This window comes from Tropicimonas sp. S265A, assembly GCF_049800835.1.
GTDB lineage: Bacteria > Pseudomonadota > Alphaproteobacteria > Rhodobacterales > Rhodobacteraceae > Dinoroseobacter.
On record NZ_JBNAFU010000011.1, the window covers coordinates 31335 to 46330 of the forward strand.

The 14996-nt window shown below is 58.0% G+C and carries 18 protein-coding genes; 10 read left to right on the forward strand and 8 right to left on the reverse strand.

The annotated features are described in order from the left end of the window. Positions 1–2: 2 nt before the first annotated feature. Genes ACP15N_RS18555 through ACP15N_RS18565 form a run of 3 tightly spaced genes read left to right on the forward strand, consistent with a single transcriptional unit; the run spans position 3 to position 4149 of the window. Positions 3–1019, forward strand: coding sequence for a glycosyltransferase family 2 protein (locus ACP15N_RS18555; RefSeq protein ID WP_425093807.1), 1017 nt, complete (start codon positions 3–5; stop codon positions 1017–1019). Then, the gene (locus ACP15N_RS18560; protein WP_425093808.1) at positions 1016–2725 is read left to right on the forward strand and encodes a beta-1,6-N-acetylglucosaminyltransferase; all 1710 of its coding nucleotides are present in this window, start codon (positions 1016–1018) and stop codon (positions 2723–2725) included. Before ACP15N_RS18555 ends, ACP15N_RS18560 begins: the two co-directional genes overlap by 4 nt. Next, entirely contained in the window at positions 2725–4149 is a 1425-nt protein-coding gene (locus ACP15N_RS18565; protein ID WP_425093810.1) for a nodulation protein NodH, read from the forward strand. Before ACP15N_RS18560 ends, ACP15N_RS18565 begins: the two co-directional genes overlap by 1 nt. On the opposite strand, the gene ACP15N_RS18570 is transcribed toward ACP15N_RS18565, so the two are convergent. The 7 genes from ACP15N_RS18570 to ACP15N_RS18600 form a co-directional block, all read right to left on the reverse strand. Next, positions 4146–4610, reverse strand: coding sequence for a PTS sugar transporter subunit IIA (locus ACP15N_RS18570; protein WP_425093812.1), 465 nt, complete (start codon positions 4608–4610; stop codon positions 4146–4148). The two genes, ACP15N_RS18565 and ACP15N_RS18570, sit on opposite strands and share 4 nt — an antisense overlap. A gap of 51 nt (positions 4611–4661) precedes the next feature. Then, positions 4662–5237 (reverse strand): ribosome hibernation-promoting factor, HPF/YfiA family, encoded by a 576-nt coding sequence (gene hpf, locus ACP15N_RS18575; protein WP_425093813.1) that lies wholly within the window; start codon positions 5235–5237, stop codon positions 4662–4664. Positions 5238–5467: 230 nt separating this feature from the next. Next, positions 5468–6229 (reverse strand): LPS export ABC transporter ATP-binding protein, encoded by a 762-nt coding sequence (gene lptB, locus ACP15N_RS18580; protein ID WP_425093814.1) that lies wholly within the window; start codon positions 6227–6229, stop codon positions 5468–5470. Between the two features lie 2 nt (positions 6230–6231). After that, positions 6232–6735 carry an LptA/OstA family protein gene (locus tag ACP15N_RS18585; protein ID WP_425093816.1) on the reverse strand — a complete coding sequence of 168 codons (504 nt, stop codon included), beginning with the start codon at positions 6733–6735 and terminating at the stop codon, positions 6232–6234. Next, positions 6732–7334 carry a hypothetical protein gene (locus ACP15N_RS18590; protein WP_425093817.1) on the reverse strand — a complete coding sequence of 201 codons (603 nt, stop codon included), beginning with the start codon at positions 7332–7334 and terminating at the stop codon, positions 6732–6734. The genes ACP15N_RS18585 and ACP15N_RS18590 overlap by 4 nt, the downstream gene beginning before the upstream one ends. A 3-nt stretch (positions 7335–7337) precedes the next feature. Beyond that, positions 7338–8300 (reverse strand): KpsF/GutQ family sugar-phosphate isomerase, encoded by a 963-nt coding sequence (locus tag ACP15N_RS18595; protein ID WP_425093818.1) that lies wholly within the window; start codon positions 8298–8300, stop codon positions 7338–7340. A 7-nt stretch (positions 8301–8307) separates the two neighbouring features. Next, entirely contained in the window at positions 8308–8919 is a 612-nt protein-coding gene (locus ACP15N_RS18600; RefSeq protein WP_425093819.1) for a ribonuclease D, read from the reverse strand. Between the two features lie 193 nt (positions 8920–9112). On the opposite strand from ACP15N_RS18600, the gene ACP15N_RS18605 reads away from it, so the two are divergent. The 5 genes from ACP15N_RS18605 (at position 9113) to ACP15N_RS18625 (ending at position 11744) form a co-directional block, all read left to right on the forward strand. After that, positions 9113–10303 (forward strand): tyrosine-type recombinase/integrase, encoded by a 1191-nt coding sequence (locus tag ACP15N_RS18605; RefSeq protein WP_425093820.1) that lies wholly within the window; start codon positions 9113–9115, stop codon positions 10301–10303. A 239-nt stretch (positions 10304–10542) separates the two neighbouring features. Next, a complete protein-coding gene (locus ACP15N_RS18610) occupies positions 10543–10713 on the forward strand; it encodes a helix-turn-helix transcriptional regulator (protein WP_425093821.1) in 171 nt (56 codons plus the stop codon). Between the two features lie 112 nt (positions 10714–10825). Then, a complete protein-coding gene (locus ACP15N_RS18615) occupies positions 10826–11131 on the forward strand; it encodes a winged helix domain-containing protein (protein WP_425093822.1) in 306 nt (101 codons plus the stop codon). Next, a complete protein-coding gene (locus tag ACP15N_RS18620) occupies positions 11128–11256 on the forward strand; it encodes a hypothetical protein (RefSeq protein WP_425093823.1) in 129 nt (42 codons plus the stop codon). The genes ACP15N_RS18615 and ACP15N_RS18620 overlap by 4 nt, the downstream gene beginning before the upstream one ends. After that, complete coding sequence (locus ACP15N_RS18625) at positions 11256–11744, forward strand: hypothetical protein (RefSeq protein ID WP_425093824.1); 489 nt, start codon at positions 11256–11258, stop codon at positions 11742–11744. Before ACP15N_RS18620 ends, ACP15N_RS18625 begins: the two co-directional genes overlap by 1 nt. 70 nt (positions 11745–11814) lie before the next feature. Here ACP15N_RS18625 and ACP15N_RS18630 read toward each other — a convergent pair whose 3' ends face one another. Next, entirely contained in the window at positions 11815–12420 is a 606-nt protein-coding gene (locus ACP15N_RS18630; protein WP_425093825.1) for a Fic family protein, read from the reverse strand. Positions 12421–12794: 374 nt separating this feature from the next. On the opposite strand from ACP15N_RS18630, the gene ACP15N_RS18635 reads away from it, so the two are divergent. Both ACP15N_RS18635 and ACP15N_RS18640 read left to right on the forward strand, forming a co-directional pair. Beyond that, positions 12795–13526, forward strand: a complete 732-nt coding sequence (locus ACP15N_RS18635) for a hypothetical protein (protein ID WP_425093826.1) — start codon at positions 12795–12797, stop codon at positions 13524–13526. A 576-nt stretch (positions 13527–14102) separates the two neighbouring features. Beyond that, complete coding sequence (locus tag ACP15N_RS18640; protein WP_425093827.1) at positions 14103–14849, forward strand: hypothetical protein; 747 nt, start codon at positions 14103–14105, stop codon at positions 14847–14849. The last annotated feature ends 147 nt before the right edge of the window (positions 14850–14996 follow it).

Below are 14996 nucleotides of genomic sequence, written 5' to 3' on the forward strand. Positions count from 1 at the left end.
TCGTGAGCGTTCTTGCGCGCTACAAGCTCAGGCTGCGGCGGAAACGTCTGTTGCTGCGCGCACGCCGCAAGTCGCGCGAGTTGCGTGCGGTTCGTGATCTGACCCCCGACATCCAGTCGCAGGATATCCTGTGCTTTGTCACCGCTCGCAACGAGCGTATCCGCCTGCCCTATTTTCTCGATTACTACCGAAACCTTGGTGTCGATCAGTTCCTGTTTGTGGACAACGGATCAAGCGATGGGTCTGTCGATTACCTGGCCGCGCAACCGGATGTCTCAGTCTGGTCAACCCAAGCCAGTTACCGAAGCGCGCGTTTCGGTATGGACTGGACAAGCCAGCTGCTTCGAAAACACGGCACGGGGCACTGGTGCCTGACCGTCGATCCCGACGAGTTCCTTGTCTATCCGTTCTGCGAGACGCGGCCCTTGCGCGCCCTGACAGACTGGATGGACGCTTCCCGCCTGCGGGCATTGCCTGCGATGCTGCTGGACATGTACCCGCGCGGACCGCTGGATGCGCATCCCTATTCCGAAGGGCAGAATCCGTTCGAGATAGCAAGCTGGTTTGACGGTGGGAATTACACGGTCAAGCTCAACCCCTATCTGAGGAACCTGTGGATTCAGGGTGGCCCCAGGGCACGCGCGTTTTTTGCTGACGATCCAAGTGCGGCGCCGGCGTTGAACAAGATACCGTTGGTCAAATGGCACGCCCGTAATGTCTATGTCGACAGCACCCACATGCTGCTGCCACGCGGGTTGAACCAGGTTTATGCGACCGATGGCGGAGAACGGATTTCCGGTTGTTTGCTGCATGCAAAATTCTTCGACACCTTTGCCGCCAAGTCGCAGGAAGAGCTGCAACGCAACGAACACTATGCGGGCGGGAGAGAGTACAGCGCCTATGCCGCTGCGCTGGACCGATCGGACAACCTGGACCTTTGGCATGAATACTCCGAGCGGTACGTCTCATGGAGGCAACTGGAAATCCTTGGCCTGATGTCGAAGGGGAACTGGGCATGAGCGCCGCACGGATCGGGTTCGTGATGCTTGCGCATGTCGAATTGCCGAGGGCAGGCCAGCTTGCGCGGCATCTTGCCTCACGCGGGTTTCCGGTGGTCATCCATCTGGATCGCAAGGTGCCCATCAGCCAAGCGGAAGCGCTACGGTCGGCGCTGCGTGATCTGGCCAACGTGCTGTTTGCGCCGCAATACGCGTGTGGATGGGGCCTGTGGTCGATGGTCGAGGCAACGCAGGCCAGCGCGGCGCTTCTTCTCGAAGCCATGCCCGCCGTGCGTCACGTCGCGCTGATCAGCGGCGACAGCTTGCCGCTCGCTCCGGTGACCGAACTGGCGGACTTCCTGAACAGGTATCCACAGACTGATTTCATCGAGTCCGTCACCGTTCAGGACGTGCCTTGGACAATTGGCGGGCTACAGCAGGAACGCTTTACGCTGCGTTTCCCGTTCTCGTGGCGGACGCAGCGCAAGTTGTTTGACAGGTACGTGAACCTTCAGCGACGGACCGGGTTTCGGCGCCGGATACCACAGGGCATTGAACCGCATCTCGGGTCGCAATGGTGGTGCCTGACGCGCGACAGCCTTGAGGCAATTCTTGCTGATCCACGCCGGTCGGAGTTTGACCGGTACTTCTCCAAGGTCTGGATTCCGGACGAGTCTTATTTCCAGACCCTTGTGCGTCGCGTGTCGGTGTCGATCGAAAGCCGGTCGCTGATGCTGTCCAAGTTCGATGCCCAGGGAAAGCCATTCACGTTTTACGACGATCACCTCGACATTCTGCGCAACTCGGATCGGTTCCTCGTCCGCAAGGTTTGGCCGCGCGCAACGAAATTGTACGAGGTTTTGTTGTCAGAGCAGCCTGCACGTCATGCGCAGTCGCCCGCGCACCCCCATCGCATCGAAAAGGTGTTTGATGAGGCTATCCTGCGTGGCCGGGATGGCCGACAGGGGTTGTTCATGCAAAGCCGATTTCCGGCCGATACCTGGTCGGCGGGCAAGACCGCAGCGCCGTATTTTGTCTTTCAGGGGTATGATGAAGCGGTGGACGGGTTTGCCAAATGGCTGTCGCGCTGGACCGGTGCACGGGTGCACGGGCACCTTTTTGATTGGCAGTCAGTTCCGTTTGCCGATGGGGCGCGAATGTTCAATGGCGGGCTTCCCGCCGATCCGGCCTTGCGCGACCATGATCCGCGCGGGTTCTTGAGAAACCTGCTTTGGAACGGTCGGGGCGAGACGCAGTGTTTTCAGATGGCGCCCTATGACCGACAGGATGTGAACGAGGAAATGATATGGGATTCCAACGCGCATATTTCGGTCATCTCTGGTGCCTGGGCGATCAAGCTGTTCAAATCTGACCTGCCGTTCGAGGCGGCGCGCAAGGAAGCGGCCTGGATGCAGCGGGTCGAGGATCATTTTCTGGGACAGTTGCGGCGGCGCGGCCTGCCCTCGACCATCCGGGTCACTTCGCTTGCGGATTTCATCGAGAACCCCATGACCCATCTGCAAGACACGCTGGATGTGCTGACGCCCTTGTCGCGTCGCCACTTGTCCGAGGCGCCCAAACTGGTCGACCTCGCAGGTTTTGGCGACTTCCTGCAACGGCTGACCAATGCCGGTATGAAACCCTATCTGACGGGGGATATCCCGCATGATAGCGAACTCGTTGCTTCCGTTGTTCCGACGGACACCGCTGCGAGTGGGCGCGCGTGATGTCCGCGTTCGATTACTTCGTGATCTTCGCGGGGATGCGAACCGGGTCGAACTATCTGGAGCGAAACCTGAACTCCGCCCCGGATGTTCAATCCTACGGGGAGCTGTTCAACCCCTACTTCATTGCGCATGAGGGGCAGGACGCGTTTCTGGGGATGACACTCGCGGACCGGGAGTCTGAACCGGTTGAACTGATCGAACGGGTCCGTGCCGAGACGGAGGGCTTAGCCGGGTTTCGGCTTTTTCATGATCACGACCGGCGCGTCCGTGACGTTGCACTCGCGGACCCGCGTTGCGCAAAGATCATCCTGACACGCAACCCGGTCGAAAGCTATGTATCCTATGTGAATGCGATGGCTTCCAATCAGTGGGTATTGACCGATGCGAAGGGCCAGATCGATGTTCCGCCGGTAGTTTTCAAGCCTGAGGAGTTCCAGGCTTTTGCGAGAGCTCAGGCAACGTTCCTGAACGAGGTGCGTGTGGGATTGGCGGCGGCGGGGCAAACCGCTTTGCAGATTGACTATACCGACCTTGGCGACCTGACTGCGGTCAATGGCGTTTTGTCCTACTTGGGGTCGCGTCACAGGCTGAACCGACCGGAACGAAGCCTGAAGCGTCAGAACCCTGCTGATGTTCTCGATCGCGTGGCCAACCCGGGCGAGATGCAGAATGCGATCTCTACGCTTGATCCGTTCGGCCTTGATCCGACGGTTGCGGCGCGGTTGGAACGCGGTGCGGCGGTGCGCAGTTATGTGGCAGCGGCGCAAGCGCCGTTGCTTTACCTGCCGGTGCATGGTCCATTGACCAGAGCCGTAACCGACTGGATGACCGCGTTGGACCATGGCGAGGCGCCACAGAGCGGGATGACGCAGAAGGACCTACGGGATTGGCGCCTCTCTCATCCAGGCGCGCGCAGCTTCACCGTTGTAACGCACCCTGTGCGGCGGGCGTGGGACGCATTCGAAACAGCCATCCTGCCCAGAGACCTGAGGCCTTACGCCGAGGTGCGCCGGGGCCTCGTGACGGCCTACAAGATTCCTTTGCCGGAACGCTGGCCCGACCCCGATCTGCCGACCGGACAGCTCCGACGCGCGTTCCTTGGGTTTTGCAAGTTCCTCAAGGCGAACCTTGCTGGGCAGACCAGCCTTCGGATTGACGACGCGTGGTTGGGACAACATACGAAGCTGCACGGGATGGCTGCGATTGCCCTCCCGGATTTGATCCTGCGCGACTGTGATATGCACGCGGGTCTTATGCAGGTCGCCAGAATGGCTGGTTGTGACACAGCATGCACAGATCTGGCAGAGGCCCCCAAGCCGGAGCTTCTGTCCCGAATCTACAACCAGAAGGTCGAGACAAGCGTTCGAACCGCGTATGCGCGCGACTATGCCGTGTTTGGTTTTTCAGATTGGTCCGCGTCCTAGGCGGCGCGATGCTGCTCTGTTTCCGTCAGGATCGCGTGCAGGGTCGACGGTTCCGCGTTGGCCCGCAGTTTGGCACAAACCGCCGGATCCCGAAGTGTGCGCGATACCAGCGCAAGCGCCTTGAGATGCTCAACTCCGCTGTCTTCGGGCGCAAACAGCGCAAAGATCAGATCGACCGGCTGGCGGTCGACCGAGTCGAAATCCATCGGCTTTTCGAGGCGCACGAACACGCCCACGACCCGGTCGATGTCGGCAAGCCGCGCATGGGGCAATGCAACGCCGCCACCAACACCTGTGGGCCCAAGCGACTCGCGTTCTTGCAAGGCATCGACGGCATCGGTCAGGCACACCTCGTAGGCCTGACACGCGATGTCGCTCAGCTCCTGCATCAGGCGCTTCTTACTACTCATCTGTCCCAGAACGCGAATTGCCTTCGGGGCGACCAAGTCTGATAAATCCATTGCCCTCGTCCGTTTAACCGGTTCAATCTGCGCCAGCTACACCGGCTGTTCTCAGCTGTCGAGCTTTGGATCGATCCAGCCGATATTTCCATCTTCACGGCGGTAAACGACGTTGAGGCCACCGTGCCCCTCGTTACGGAAGACCAGCACCGGGGCGTGTGCAAGCTCCATCTGCATGACGGCCTCTCCGACCGATACCGAGGGGATTTTCGTTTCCATTTCAGCGACAATCATCGGCTCAAATGTATCGGGTTCACTCTCCTCAGGCGTGTCCGATCCATCGAGGATATATGCAGCCGCGCCCATGGATGCAACCGGCTCGGTGCGATCGCGGTGATGGTTTTTCAGGCGGCGCTTGTAGCGGCGCAGCTGTTTCTCCATCCGTTCGTTGCATTTGTCGAAGGCCGCGTAGATATCTACGGCGCTTGCCTTTGCCTGCGCCGTCAGACCGGTGGACAGGTGCACGATCGCTTCGCAGACATGTTCATGCGCATCTTTGGAAAACACGATGTTGGCGTCGGTCGGGCGCTCCGCATACTTGCTGACCACCTCCGACATCTCATCCTTGACATGGGTTTGCAGAGCTTCGCCGACATCGATTTGTTTTCCGGTGATTTGATAGCGCATAGTACCTCCCGATATGCGGCAATCCGACGACCTGACAGACGTCAGGGCGCGCTCTGGACTGCATGTAGAAGAGTGTTCCGAAACACGGGTTTCGGCGTGGCATCCGCAAACCGGCCAGTGGCGCGGTCTGAGAGCAGGATGTCTGGATGACTACTCATCGACTTCATTTGGCGACAAGGTGCGAGCGGAGTCAACGCTTGCGTCGGGTATCTGCAAAGGTGCCGCAGGCATCAATTAAGGGTGAAGTTGTCGCCAAGATAGACGCGCCTGACGTTCGTGTCCTGAACGACCTCGTCCTTGGTTCCGTTCATCAGAACGGTTCCATCATGCAGGATGTATGCGCGATCAACGATCTCCAACGTTTCACGCACATTGTGGTCAGTGATCAGTACGCCGATCCCACGTTCTTTGAGATGTGACACGAGCATCCGGATGTCGCCGACGGCAATCGGGTCCACCCCAGCGAAGGGTTCATCAAGCAACAGATATTTGGGATCGGCCGCCAGGCAGCGGGCAATCTCGACCCGACGCCGCTCCCCTCCTGACAAGGCAAGTGCCGGGGTCCGTCGCAGGTGTTCGATCGAGAACTCCGAAAGCAGTTGGTCCAGCTTCTCCATCCGCCGTGTTCTGTCGCGGGTGCTGACTTCGAGAATCGCACGGATATTGTCTTCGACACTGAGCCCGCGAAAGATGGACATTTCCTGTGGTAGGTAGCCGACGCCGATTTTGGCACGCCGGTACATCGGCAGGGTGGTGACATCACGCCCGTCAATACTGACCAACCCGGCCTCCGGCGTGATCAGGCCCGCAATGCAGTAAAAACAGGTCGTCTTCCCTGACCCGTTGGGCCCGAGCAAGGCTACGGCTTCACCGCGGTTCAGGTGCAGGCTGACATCCCGGATAACCGGTCGTTTTCTATAGCTTTTGCGTAGGTTGCGGACGTGAAGCCCCGCATCCCCATCCTTCACTTCGAGTTTTGGAGGTCCGGCCATGTCTATTGCGCGGCCGGTTGCAGAATTGTCCGAACCCGCCCCTCCATCTCGCCGATCCCGGTGGCCAGGTCCATCACCAGCGCGTCGCCAGCAACGATCACGGGCCCTTGTGTCAGCAACACATCTCCGAAGATGCGGAGCTCCTGGGAGTCGGGCTTGTAGGTGGCACGCGCGCCTTCCGCCGTGTCCGGGCCGCTGACGAACACGACATTACCCGTCGCGTTGACCTCGGTGATGCCGCCCTCGCGCAATTGCGTCGATTCCGCATAGAAGACAACGACTTCGTCTGCGACGAGTTTCAGTGCGCCCTGGGTAACGACAACAGACCCGACGAACACAGCCTCGCCGGTTTCGCGGTTGACGTTCAGCGTATCCGACGTGATTTCCACTTCTTCGTCGGGCGAAGTTGCAGGCGTGCCAAGCGCGACCTGCGTGCCTTGCGCGTACGCCGCGACAGTCAGGCCGGCGCACAGCGCAACACAACTTATGAACCGAACCAGCGTCATTGTGGTTTGTATAGCACCCGGACCCCGCCCGAGAAAACAATCACTTGAGAATTTGTCGCCGGGTCCGGTTTCAGCTCTGCCCGCGCGGCATTCAGCGTGATCTGTTCTCCGACCACGACGACGTCGCCTTCGGAGACCGCCTCGGTGCCATCAAAGGTCGTGGTGCCCCCCCGGGCGGTCATGATGTATCCCGCACCGTGGACGATGCGCAGCCCGTCATCAATAACGGCGATCTTGGCGTTCTGATCAATCCGTGCCTGTCCTCCGTCCAGCGTGATCTCGGTCCCGCCAGAAGTCTTTAGGATGCCGAAGACCTCCTCCGCCAGAAACTCACCGGGGGATGTCAGAAGCGGTCGTGCCGTTCTTGCCCGCAGATCGACCGACGAGCCGTTTTCGAGGATGGTCTGGTATCGTGGGCCGCCGACGCGCTGGTTTTCCACGATGTCTTCAAGCTCCACCTCGGAATAAGGCAGTTCCCCGACCTCACGGCCCTCATTCGACAAAAGAAACAGGCTGGACAACAAACCTAGTCCGAGGACCGGGAGTGTGATCTTGGCCAGCGTGACAAACTGGGAATAGAGATTGTCCGCGCGCGGCATGACTCAGCCAAGGCCCGCACGAAGGCAGTCATGAATGTGCAGGAACCCTTCGGGCATCGCCGGACCGGTCTCGTCCACCACGAACAAACACGTAATCTTGCGCTCGTTCATCACCGCTACGGCTTCTTCAGCAAGGGCATCGGGTGGAATGGTTTTGGGCGCACGCGTCATCACGTCTCCGGCGCGCATGGTCAACAGCCCGTCCATGTGCCGTCGCAGGTCACCATCCGTGATGATGCCTGCAAGCTTTCTGTCCCTCAGGACGCCCACGACGCCAAAGCCCTTTTGCGAGATCTCAAGCAGGGCGTCCGACATGGGCGCATCGATATTTATCAGCGGCACGTCCTCGCCGCTGTGCATGAGGTCGGCCACTTTAGACAGCCGCGCGCCCAGTTTTCCCCCCGGGTGAAAGTCGCGGAAATTCTCGGGGCTGAACTTGCGATGCTCCATCAGTGCGATGGCAAGGGCGTCCCCTAGGGCAAGCGTCATGGTGGTAGAGGTGGTCGGTACGATACCGGTTCCGCAGGCTTCTTCCGCCGGGGGCAGGACGAGGGCGACATCCGACTGTCGCAACAACGTACTCTCTGAACGCGATGCGACACCGATCAGCGGGATCTTGAAGCGGCGGGTGTAGGCGACAAGATCGGCCAGTTCCGGCGTTTCGCCAGAATTTGACAGAACCAGAGCGACATCGCCAGCCGCCATCATCCCGAGATCGCCATGGCTGGCTTCGGCCGGGTGAACGAAATGCGCAGGCGTGCCGGTAGAGGCAAATGTCGCCGCGATCTTGCGCGCAATATGTCCTGACTTCCCCATGCCTGAAACGATCACGCGCCCCTTGGCAGACAGAATCACCTCGACCGCCACGCCGAATCTGTCGTCCAGGCTATCCGCCAGCTGATACAGCGCGTCGGCCTCGCGTTTGATCACGCGGTGGGCCGTGCTGAGAAACTCTATCGCGTCCATGGGAGCCTCAATGGTGGAAAATGTCGACCTCTGGCCAGCCTTGCAGGTCCAGCGCCGCGCGCGTCGGTAGGAAATCAAAGCACGATTGTGCAAGCGCCATCCGGCCTTCGCGCTCCAGCCGGATGTTCAACTCGTCCCGCAGCCGGTGCAGGTACAAGACGTCCGATGCGGCATAGTCGATCTGTGCGGTGGTCAGCTCTGGCGCGCCCCAGTCCGAGCTTTGCTGGTGTTTGGAAATATCGATCCCGAGGACTTCGTGAAGCAGGGCCTTCAGCCCGTGTCGGTCCGTATAGGTCCGGATCAGTTTGGACGCGATCTTGGTACAGTAAACCGGTGCTGCGCGTACGCCGAACGCATATTCCATCACGGCGATGTCGAACCTGCCATAATGGAACAGTTTCAAGACACTCGGATCCGCGAGCAGGCGTTGCAGGTTCGGAGCCTCGGTTTGTCCCTGTGCGATCTTGACCACATGCGCGTCCCCGTCCCCGGACGAAAGTTGCACGACACACAAACGATCGCGATGGGCGATCAGCCCCATGGTTTCGGTATCGATCGCGACCACCGGGCCAAGGTCCAGATCATCCGGAAGATCGCTGTGATATAAGTGGTTCGCCACGTCAGTCCCTCACTCTGCCTTGCCGGCCGGGGGGATGGTGCCCAGGAGAGGCAGCCAATTACTATATCTTGATACGCCATCCCGACCGCGCGACCAAGAAAACAAAGCATATACTGCGCTCTTGCCGTCTCAAAGGGTTCCATTTTGCCCCACGATACCCCACATATAGAGGGGGATAGAAAGGTGGATCAACATGGCCCGCGCACTGCACAAGCTCACCACTGCAACTGTCAAAGCAGCCCAACAAGGCAAGTACTCGGACGGAGGCGGCCTTTGGGTCTATAAGCGCAAGGATGGTGGCGCGCAATGGGTGCTGCGCTACACGTTGCATGGGCGCAGGCACGAAATGGGGTTGGGGGCATACCCTGAGGTTACCCTAAAGGAAGCCCGTGAAAGCGCTGAGACGTGGCGCGCAGTCGTCCGGCAGGGCAAAGACGCCATCAAGGAACGCGAGCGCCAACGCCGGGAAGCCGAGCGCAACATGCATATCCTGTCCGACATAGCCACCGATGCCTTCGAGAGCCGTAAGGCAGAGTTGAAAGGTGACGGAAAGGCCGGGCGCTGGTTCACGCCGCTGGAATTGCATGTCCTGCCAAAGCTGGGCCGCATGCCTATCGCGGAAATAGACCAGCGCGACATTCGCGACACGCTTGCGCCCATCTGGCACGACAAGGCAGATACCGCCCGAAAGGCGATGAACCGGCTCAACATCTGCTTCAAACATGCCGCCGCGCTGGGCTTGGACGTGGACCTGCAAGCACCCGAGAAGGCTAAGGCTCTTCTGGGCAAGCAACGCCACACCGTTCGACATGTCCCTGCTCTTCCTTGGCAAGATGTGCCCGCTTTCTATCGGAGTTTAGCGGGCGGCAGCGTGACCGAGTTAGCTCTACAACTCCTTATTCTTACTGCCGTTCGGTCCTATCCGCTGCGGCATATCCACGATAGCCAGATTGACGGCGACGTCTGGACCATCCCCGCCGAGAACATGAAAGGGCGCGTGGGTGCCACCCAGGATTTTCGTGTGCCGCTTTCAACCGAGGCCCAGCGCGTCATTGGCGAGGCCCGCAAGTTTTCGCGTGATGGCTACCTGTTTTCAGGCGTTCGGCGCGGTGTCATTTCCGACATGACCATGAGCGCATTCATGGCGCGCAGAGGCTTAGAGGCGCGTCCTCACGGCTTTCGGTCGTCCTTTAGGGATTGGTGCGCAGATGCGACGAACACGCCGCGTGAGGTCGCAGAGACCGCGCTGGGCCATGTTTCTGGTGGCAGCGTGGAGCGGGCTTATCGCCGAACGGATTTTCTGGAGCAACGGCGCGCTCTAATGGAACGGTGGGGACAGATGTGCGCGAAAGAAGAAACAAAAATCTATAAAATCAATCAGTGACGGCATGGCATGAGACTGAAAAGTACGACTGCAATGCCAGATATCCACAGGTTTACCCCCACCGGCAAGAAAATTTTTCCTCATATAATCAGAGTGTTGTGCGCTTTATCCACAAGAAAGTGCGTATCCACAAGATATCCACATATCCTTTACCCCGCTTGTGTGAATAATGGGGGGCACTTTCGTATTTAGAGGTGCACTGCCGAACTCGGCGTACCTCACAATCAAGAGGTACATACATGCGCTACATCACCCTTTCAGACGTTCAGAGCAAACTCGGCGGCAGAGGCCGCACAACCATTTACCGTGACGTGGAATTGGGTCGCCTGCCCAAACCCGTGAAACTCGGCGGACGCCTTTATTGGGCCGAAGCCGATATCGACGCCGCTATCGCGGCACACGCGGAGTAAGACCCGCTCAATCCTCTGCGCAGACGCAGGGCGGATCGAGCGGGAATATATCCTCCAAGATACTCCTTCGACATACGCCCAGCGCCTTCGTAGATCAACTATGGAGGCCAATTTGGCTGAAACCTCAAACTGGGGCACAGCGCCCTACACACTCTATTTGCCGAACCAAACGCAAAGTTACATCGCCGTCTCAGGCCGCGACCGCTGGGCGCTTGAAGCGCTTATCGCTGCCGGGGAGAAGGGTTGCACCCCAATCGACACCCCCGGCCCGCGCTGGAGCGGCTACGTGTTTAACCTCCGCCGACTCGGTGTGGCGATTGAGACCGTCACAGAGGCGCATGACGGCCCGTTTGCAGGCACTCATGCCCGCTACGTGCTTCGCAGCCGTGTGACGCGCTCTCAGGGGCAGGCAGCATGACGGAGAAGAAGGCAAAAGCCCCGACACCTCGCGCGCTTTTCGAGCGCAAGGTCAACCACCAATTCGGTCTGACCGGCGGGTTACTCCGCGCAATCAGCGAACTCCACTATCCGGACAAGCTCTGATGGCAGGCCGCAGTTATAGGAAAGGAAAGAGGGGGGCTGGGCGTCACGTCCAGCTTCCCGAATATCTGCAAGCGACAGAAGCTTGGGAAACCCTGAAACCTGGGCCGCGCGCGCTCTACATCGAGCTAAAGCGCCGTTACAACGGGCGCAACAATGGTCAGATTTTTCTCAGCCATCGCGATGCTGCAAAGGCTATCAACGTGAACCGCAATACCGTTGGAGGCTACTTTGCTGAGTTGCAGCAACGCGGGTTCATTTCCATGACCCGTGCGCCTTACCTTGGGCCAGAGGGTGTTGGCCGGGCGAGCTTATGGGCATTGCAGGAGCTTGCAACGCACGACAGTAAGCCTGCTGAGCATGGCTTCAAAAAGTGGCGCAAGAACAAGAAGCCCCGCACAAAAAGCATGCGTTCCCGTCCTGATAATCAGGACACCGATACAGAATGGGACGATGGCAAGCGCGCGCCCGTCCTAAAAATTGTGACGTGAGCCGATTTTTCCTTGTGTTCCCGGTGCCTGAAAACCGGGACACATATACATCTAGCCACAGGGGGTTGACCTACTGTTTTGCAGCGGCCTCTGTAACTTGTTGCTGTAACAGGCGAGCCAGAAGAGCTGCCAACCGTGACGTGTCGCCATTATTTCCGTCTGCATAACGAAGCGCCGCAATGTACTCGTCGTTGTTTTCTTTGATCAGTACCGGCAACACAGGGTCATAGGGCAGCCAGCCTCCCGCCTTCAAGCAGATCACGAAGAAACATGCGGCGCGGGCCGTTCTACCGTTTCCGTTGATGAACGGGTGAATTGCGTTGAGCTTCCACAGCACATGTGCTCCCAGTTCGGCTGGATGTGCGTTGTCCCAGTGGCGGTTCACCCGATTGGTGAAATCATCCATCAAGTCCGGAACTTGCCAAAACGGGGGGTAAACTGTCCCGGCGGCGTTAGAGACGTCGCACGGGCGATACTGGCCCGCATTAGTGTGCAGGCACGCAATAGCGTGAAAGTTCAGAGCCTTTATAACAGTTTGAGAGAGAAAAGGCCGACCAACTGCCAAGGCTGCCTCGGTTGCGGATCTGATGAAGTCCAAGTGTCGAACGTGGTTATCGACGTGCAGTTTTTGATATGCGGGATGCTCCTCAGACCCACACAGATCAAAAAGTATCAAGCTGCGTTGCCCTCGTGCGCGTCCAGTTGTCTCTCAACCCGCTGGCGCGTTGCTTCACTGCTATCGTCTAAAGTGCTAAGGACGAATGACAGTCGTTGCGCCCGTATTTCCTCGGCACTCATGCTCCGTCCGGCGGCCTTACGCAGGGCCTCCAGTAGTTCGTCGTTGCTCATGTGCTCGTTCTCCGCGCAATCAAAGGTTGCGGCAGCTTGTCTCCCATGACGTCAAAATAGTCGCACAAATCCGATTTGTCACATCAACTTGATGCAAAAAACGCTCGCGTGCGGCAAAATTTCGCCGTGGCAGAAATACACGCAAAGAACGAACAATCACCTAAACAAACCGAAACACGGTAAATTTCGTAATCAGCATGGGTGTCTGGTGTCTTGCGAATTACCCAGTTAGGTTCTTTGAAGCATGTGCGCGACCAGGCGAAGTTGCGGGTTTTCGCTATCGATTTCGGTAAAAAGTTGGAAGCTGCGATGGGTGGAGTTGGTAGCGGTCGTCATTGGCACTGGAGCCCGAAGAATACGACCGAAGACTTCCGCAGCATCGATGTCAGGCGCTGGGCGCGAGAGGGTTTGCTACATTCTGGCCGTTCCTTCAATTGGCAGTGGTCTATCGATGGAGAACGCCAAGGACTCATAAGCGTGACCGCCGAGCATGCGGCTGTGCGCCTGAAATACAAAAGCCGCGACTACGGGGAAGAGTGGCGTGACCACGACTACAGGGTGCGACTACTATCCGAGCCGTGCAATCTAGGGGGCTTTCGACAGTGGTTTGCTTGTCCGGCGCAAGGATGCGGTCGGCGTGTCGCCTTGCTGTATGGCGGGCACATCTTCGCGTGTCGCCATTGCTACCAGCTCGCTTACCCCTCGCAGCGCGAGAAGCCTTTCGAGCGCCAGAGACGGCAGGCTGATAGGGTCAGAGACCGGCTTGGCTGGTCAGAAGACCCCGATTTGCTTGAAGGCATAAAACCCAAGGGTATGCACTGGGCGACTTATAACCGTTTGGTATCAGAGCTGGATATTCTTGAACGGGAGTCCGATGCCGCCTTCGCCGCATACATCTTTGAGCGCCTAGGTGGCGGCAACTGGACTACCTGACTATCTTCGTAAGCAAGCATGTTCTGCAAAACGTGCGGGATAGCCCACGTCTGCTCAATTAGTGTTTCGCGATGCTAAATCGCGGAGAAGCTGGTCAACTTCCACTTGATCTATACCCAACGTATCCGCTGCTGTTCTCAGCATCCATGCGCCAGAGGGAAGCTCAGCGATTATTCCACGCTCTCGCCAAATTTCACACGCCCAAGATACGCGGTCGGCTGGTAAGAAGTCCTCAAGCGAACCTTTGCGGCCTCTTCTGTCCGGCATCCGACTTCCCAACTCCTGCACGCCACAATTTAGAACGTACAGTGAACACGGTGGTGCGGATAGGTGATACAAGACCTTTACAGGCAACGAACCAAACAAGTGTTTTGTTGCGTATTTAATCAAGAACTTCGGCCACACTGATGGCGTAGATCTGGACTAGAATAGGCGAATATATGTCTGAGCTCGGCACGCCGGTTCTGACCTCTTCGAGACAGTCGCGCATTCCGCAACGTGTTAGCTTGCGCTCCAATCTCTGTCACTGCGCCATCGAGGTTGATTTCCGTCAATATTTGGATCTCCAGAAACACGATGGCTGGTATCAACGCTGGAAAGCCGTACCGTGATGGTTCAATTTTTCGGAGATTCGGTATGCTTTCAAGGTTTGGATTGGCTGCAACGGTCTGCGCATCGGTTCTTTTTTCTGCCGGAACTGCCAGTCCAAAAACGCTTCTTGTTGAAGTCAGTGATGTGCAGCTAGTCGGTGCACAGGTGCAGTATGATGGTTTCGATGAATACGAGGGTGAGATATTTTTCAGCAACGTCGTGCAGACGCAAAACACTGGCGGTACAGTTGATTTGCCGCAAGAAACGATTGATGAGCTGGCCGCCGGAAATCCGTTCTTTGCTCCGGAACAGACCGGTTTCGCGATTTTTGAAAGTGAGACCGGTTTAGCAGGTCCTTTGATGGTAAAAGAGTGTGGAGGGTTTCTCAAACTTTTCTGCGGTGACAGCTTTGGGATATTCGATGTCAATGCGGCTGCTACACAGATAACGTTTAACGTGAACCACTTCATTTCCTCGTTCGCTGTTTGGGGTTCAGTTGGCGAAGGTGGTGGGTTTGTTTCCTATGGAAACGACTTCATCGTGGATGCCGAAGGTGGTGAGGCCGGAGGTATAGCAATCGGTAACTTCTACTATTTTACCCAAGGTGGCGGCTCAACGTCGATTTTATACAACGTAGGGGCAGGGTCGATTAGTGCGATTCCATTGCCCGCCCCTGCGCTTCTGCTGCTATTCGCGCTTCTACCGTTTCGCTTGCTCAAACGCAGAGCATGACTCAACGTGAGTGCTCGGCCCGTTTGCGTCGTTGACCAAGGTGGACTTCCACTTTTGGCGTTGAGCGAACCAGTCCTTCGGCGCGATGAGGTTAGTATTATAGCGGCCATAGCAGCGCGCTGGCTTGGCGCTTCCAACCCAATAAGG

What these genes read in the sequence shown, in the direction of transcription:
- ACP15N_RS18560 (WP_425093808.1), top strand. Translation starts at nt 1,016, where the DNA reads ATGAGCGCCGCACGGATCGGGTTCGTGATGCTTGCGCATGTCGAATTG.
- ACP15N_RS18565 (WP_425093810.1), top strand. Translation starts at nt 2,725, where the DNA reads ATGTCCGCGTTCGATTACTTCGTGATCTTCGCGGGGATGCGAACCGGG.
- ACP15N_RS18570 (WP_425093812.1), bottom strand. Translation starts at nt 4,610, where the DNA reads ATGGATTTATCAGACTTGGTCGCCCCGAAGGCAATTCGCGTTCTGGGA.
- hpf (WP_425093813.1), bottom strand. Translation starts at nt 5,237, where the DNA reads ATGCGCTATCAAATCACCGGAAAACAAATCGATGTCGGCGAAGCTCTG.
- lptB (WP_425093814.1), bottom strand. Translation starts at nt 6,229, where the DNA reads ATGGCCGGACCTCCAAAACTCGAAGTGAAGGATGGGGATGCGGGGCTT.
- ACP15N_RS18585 (WP_425093816.1), bottom strand. Translation starts at nt 6,735, where the DNA reads ATGACGCTGGTTCGGTTCATAAGTTGTGTTGCGCTGTGCGCCGGCCTG.
- ACP15N_RS18590 (WP_425093817.1), bottom strand. Translation starts at nt 7,334, where the DNA reads ATGCCGCGCGCGGACAATCTCTATTCCCAGTTTGTCACGCTGGCCAAG.
- ACP15N_RS18595 (WP_425093818.1), bottom strand. Translation starts at nt 8,300, where the DNA reads ATGGACGCGATAGAGTTTCTCAGCACGGCCCACCGCGTGATCAAACGC.
- ACP15N_RS18605 (WP_425093820.1), top strand. Translation starts at nt 9,113, where the DNA reads ATGGCCCGCGCACTGCACAAGCTCACCACTGCAACTGTCAAAGCAGCC.
- ACP15N_RS18610 (WP_425093821.1), top strand. Translation starts at nt 10,543, where the DNA reads ATGCGCTACATCACCCTTTCAGACGTTCAGAGCAAACTCGGCGGCAGA.
- ACP15N_RS18620 (WP_425093823.1), top strand. Translation starts at nt 11,128, where the DNA reads ATGACGGAGAAGAAGGCAAAAGCCCCGACACCTCGCGCGCTTTTCGAG.
- ACP15N_RS18625 (WP_425093824.1), top strand. Translation starts at nt 11,256, where the DNA reads ATGGCAGGCCGCAGTTATAGGAAAGGAAAGAGGGGGGCTGGGCGTCAC.
- ACP15N_RS18640 (WP_425093827.1), top strand. Translation starts at nt 14,103, where the DNA reads ATGGCTGGTATCAACGCTGGAAAGCCGTACCGTGATGGTTCAATTTTT.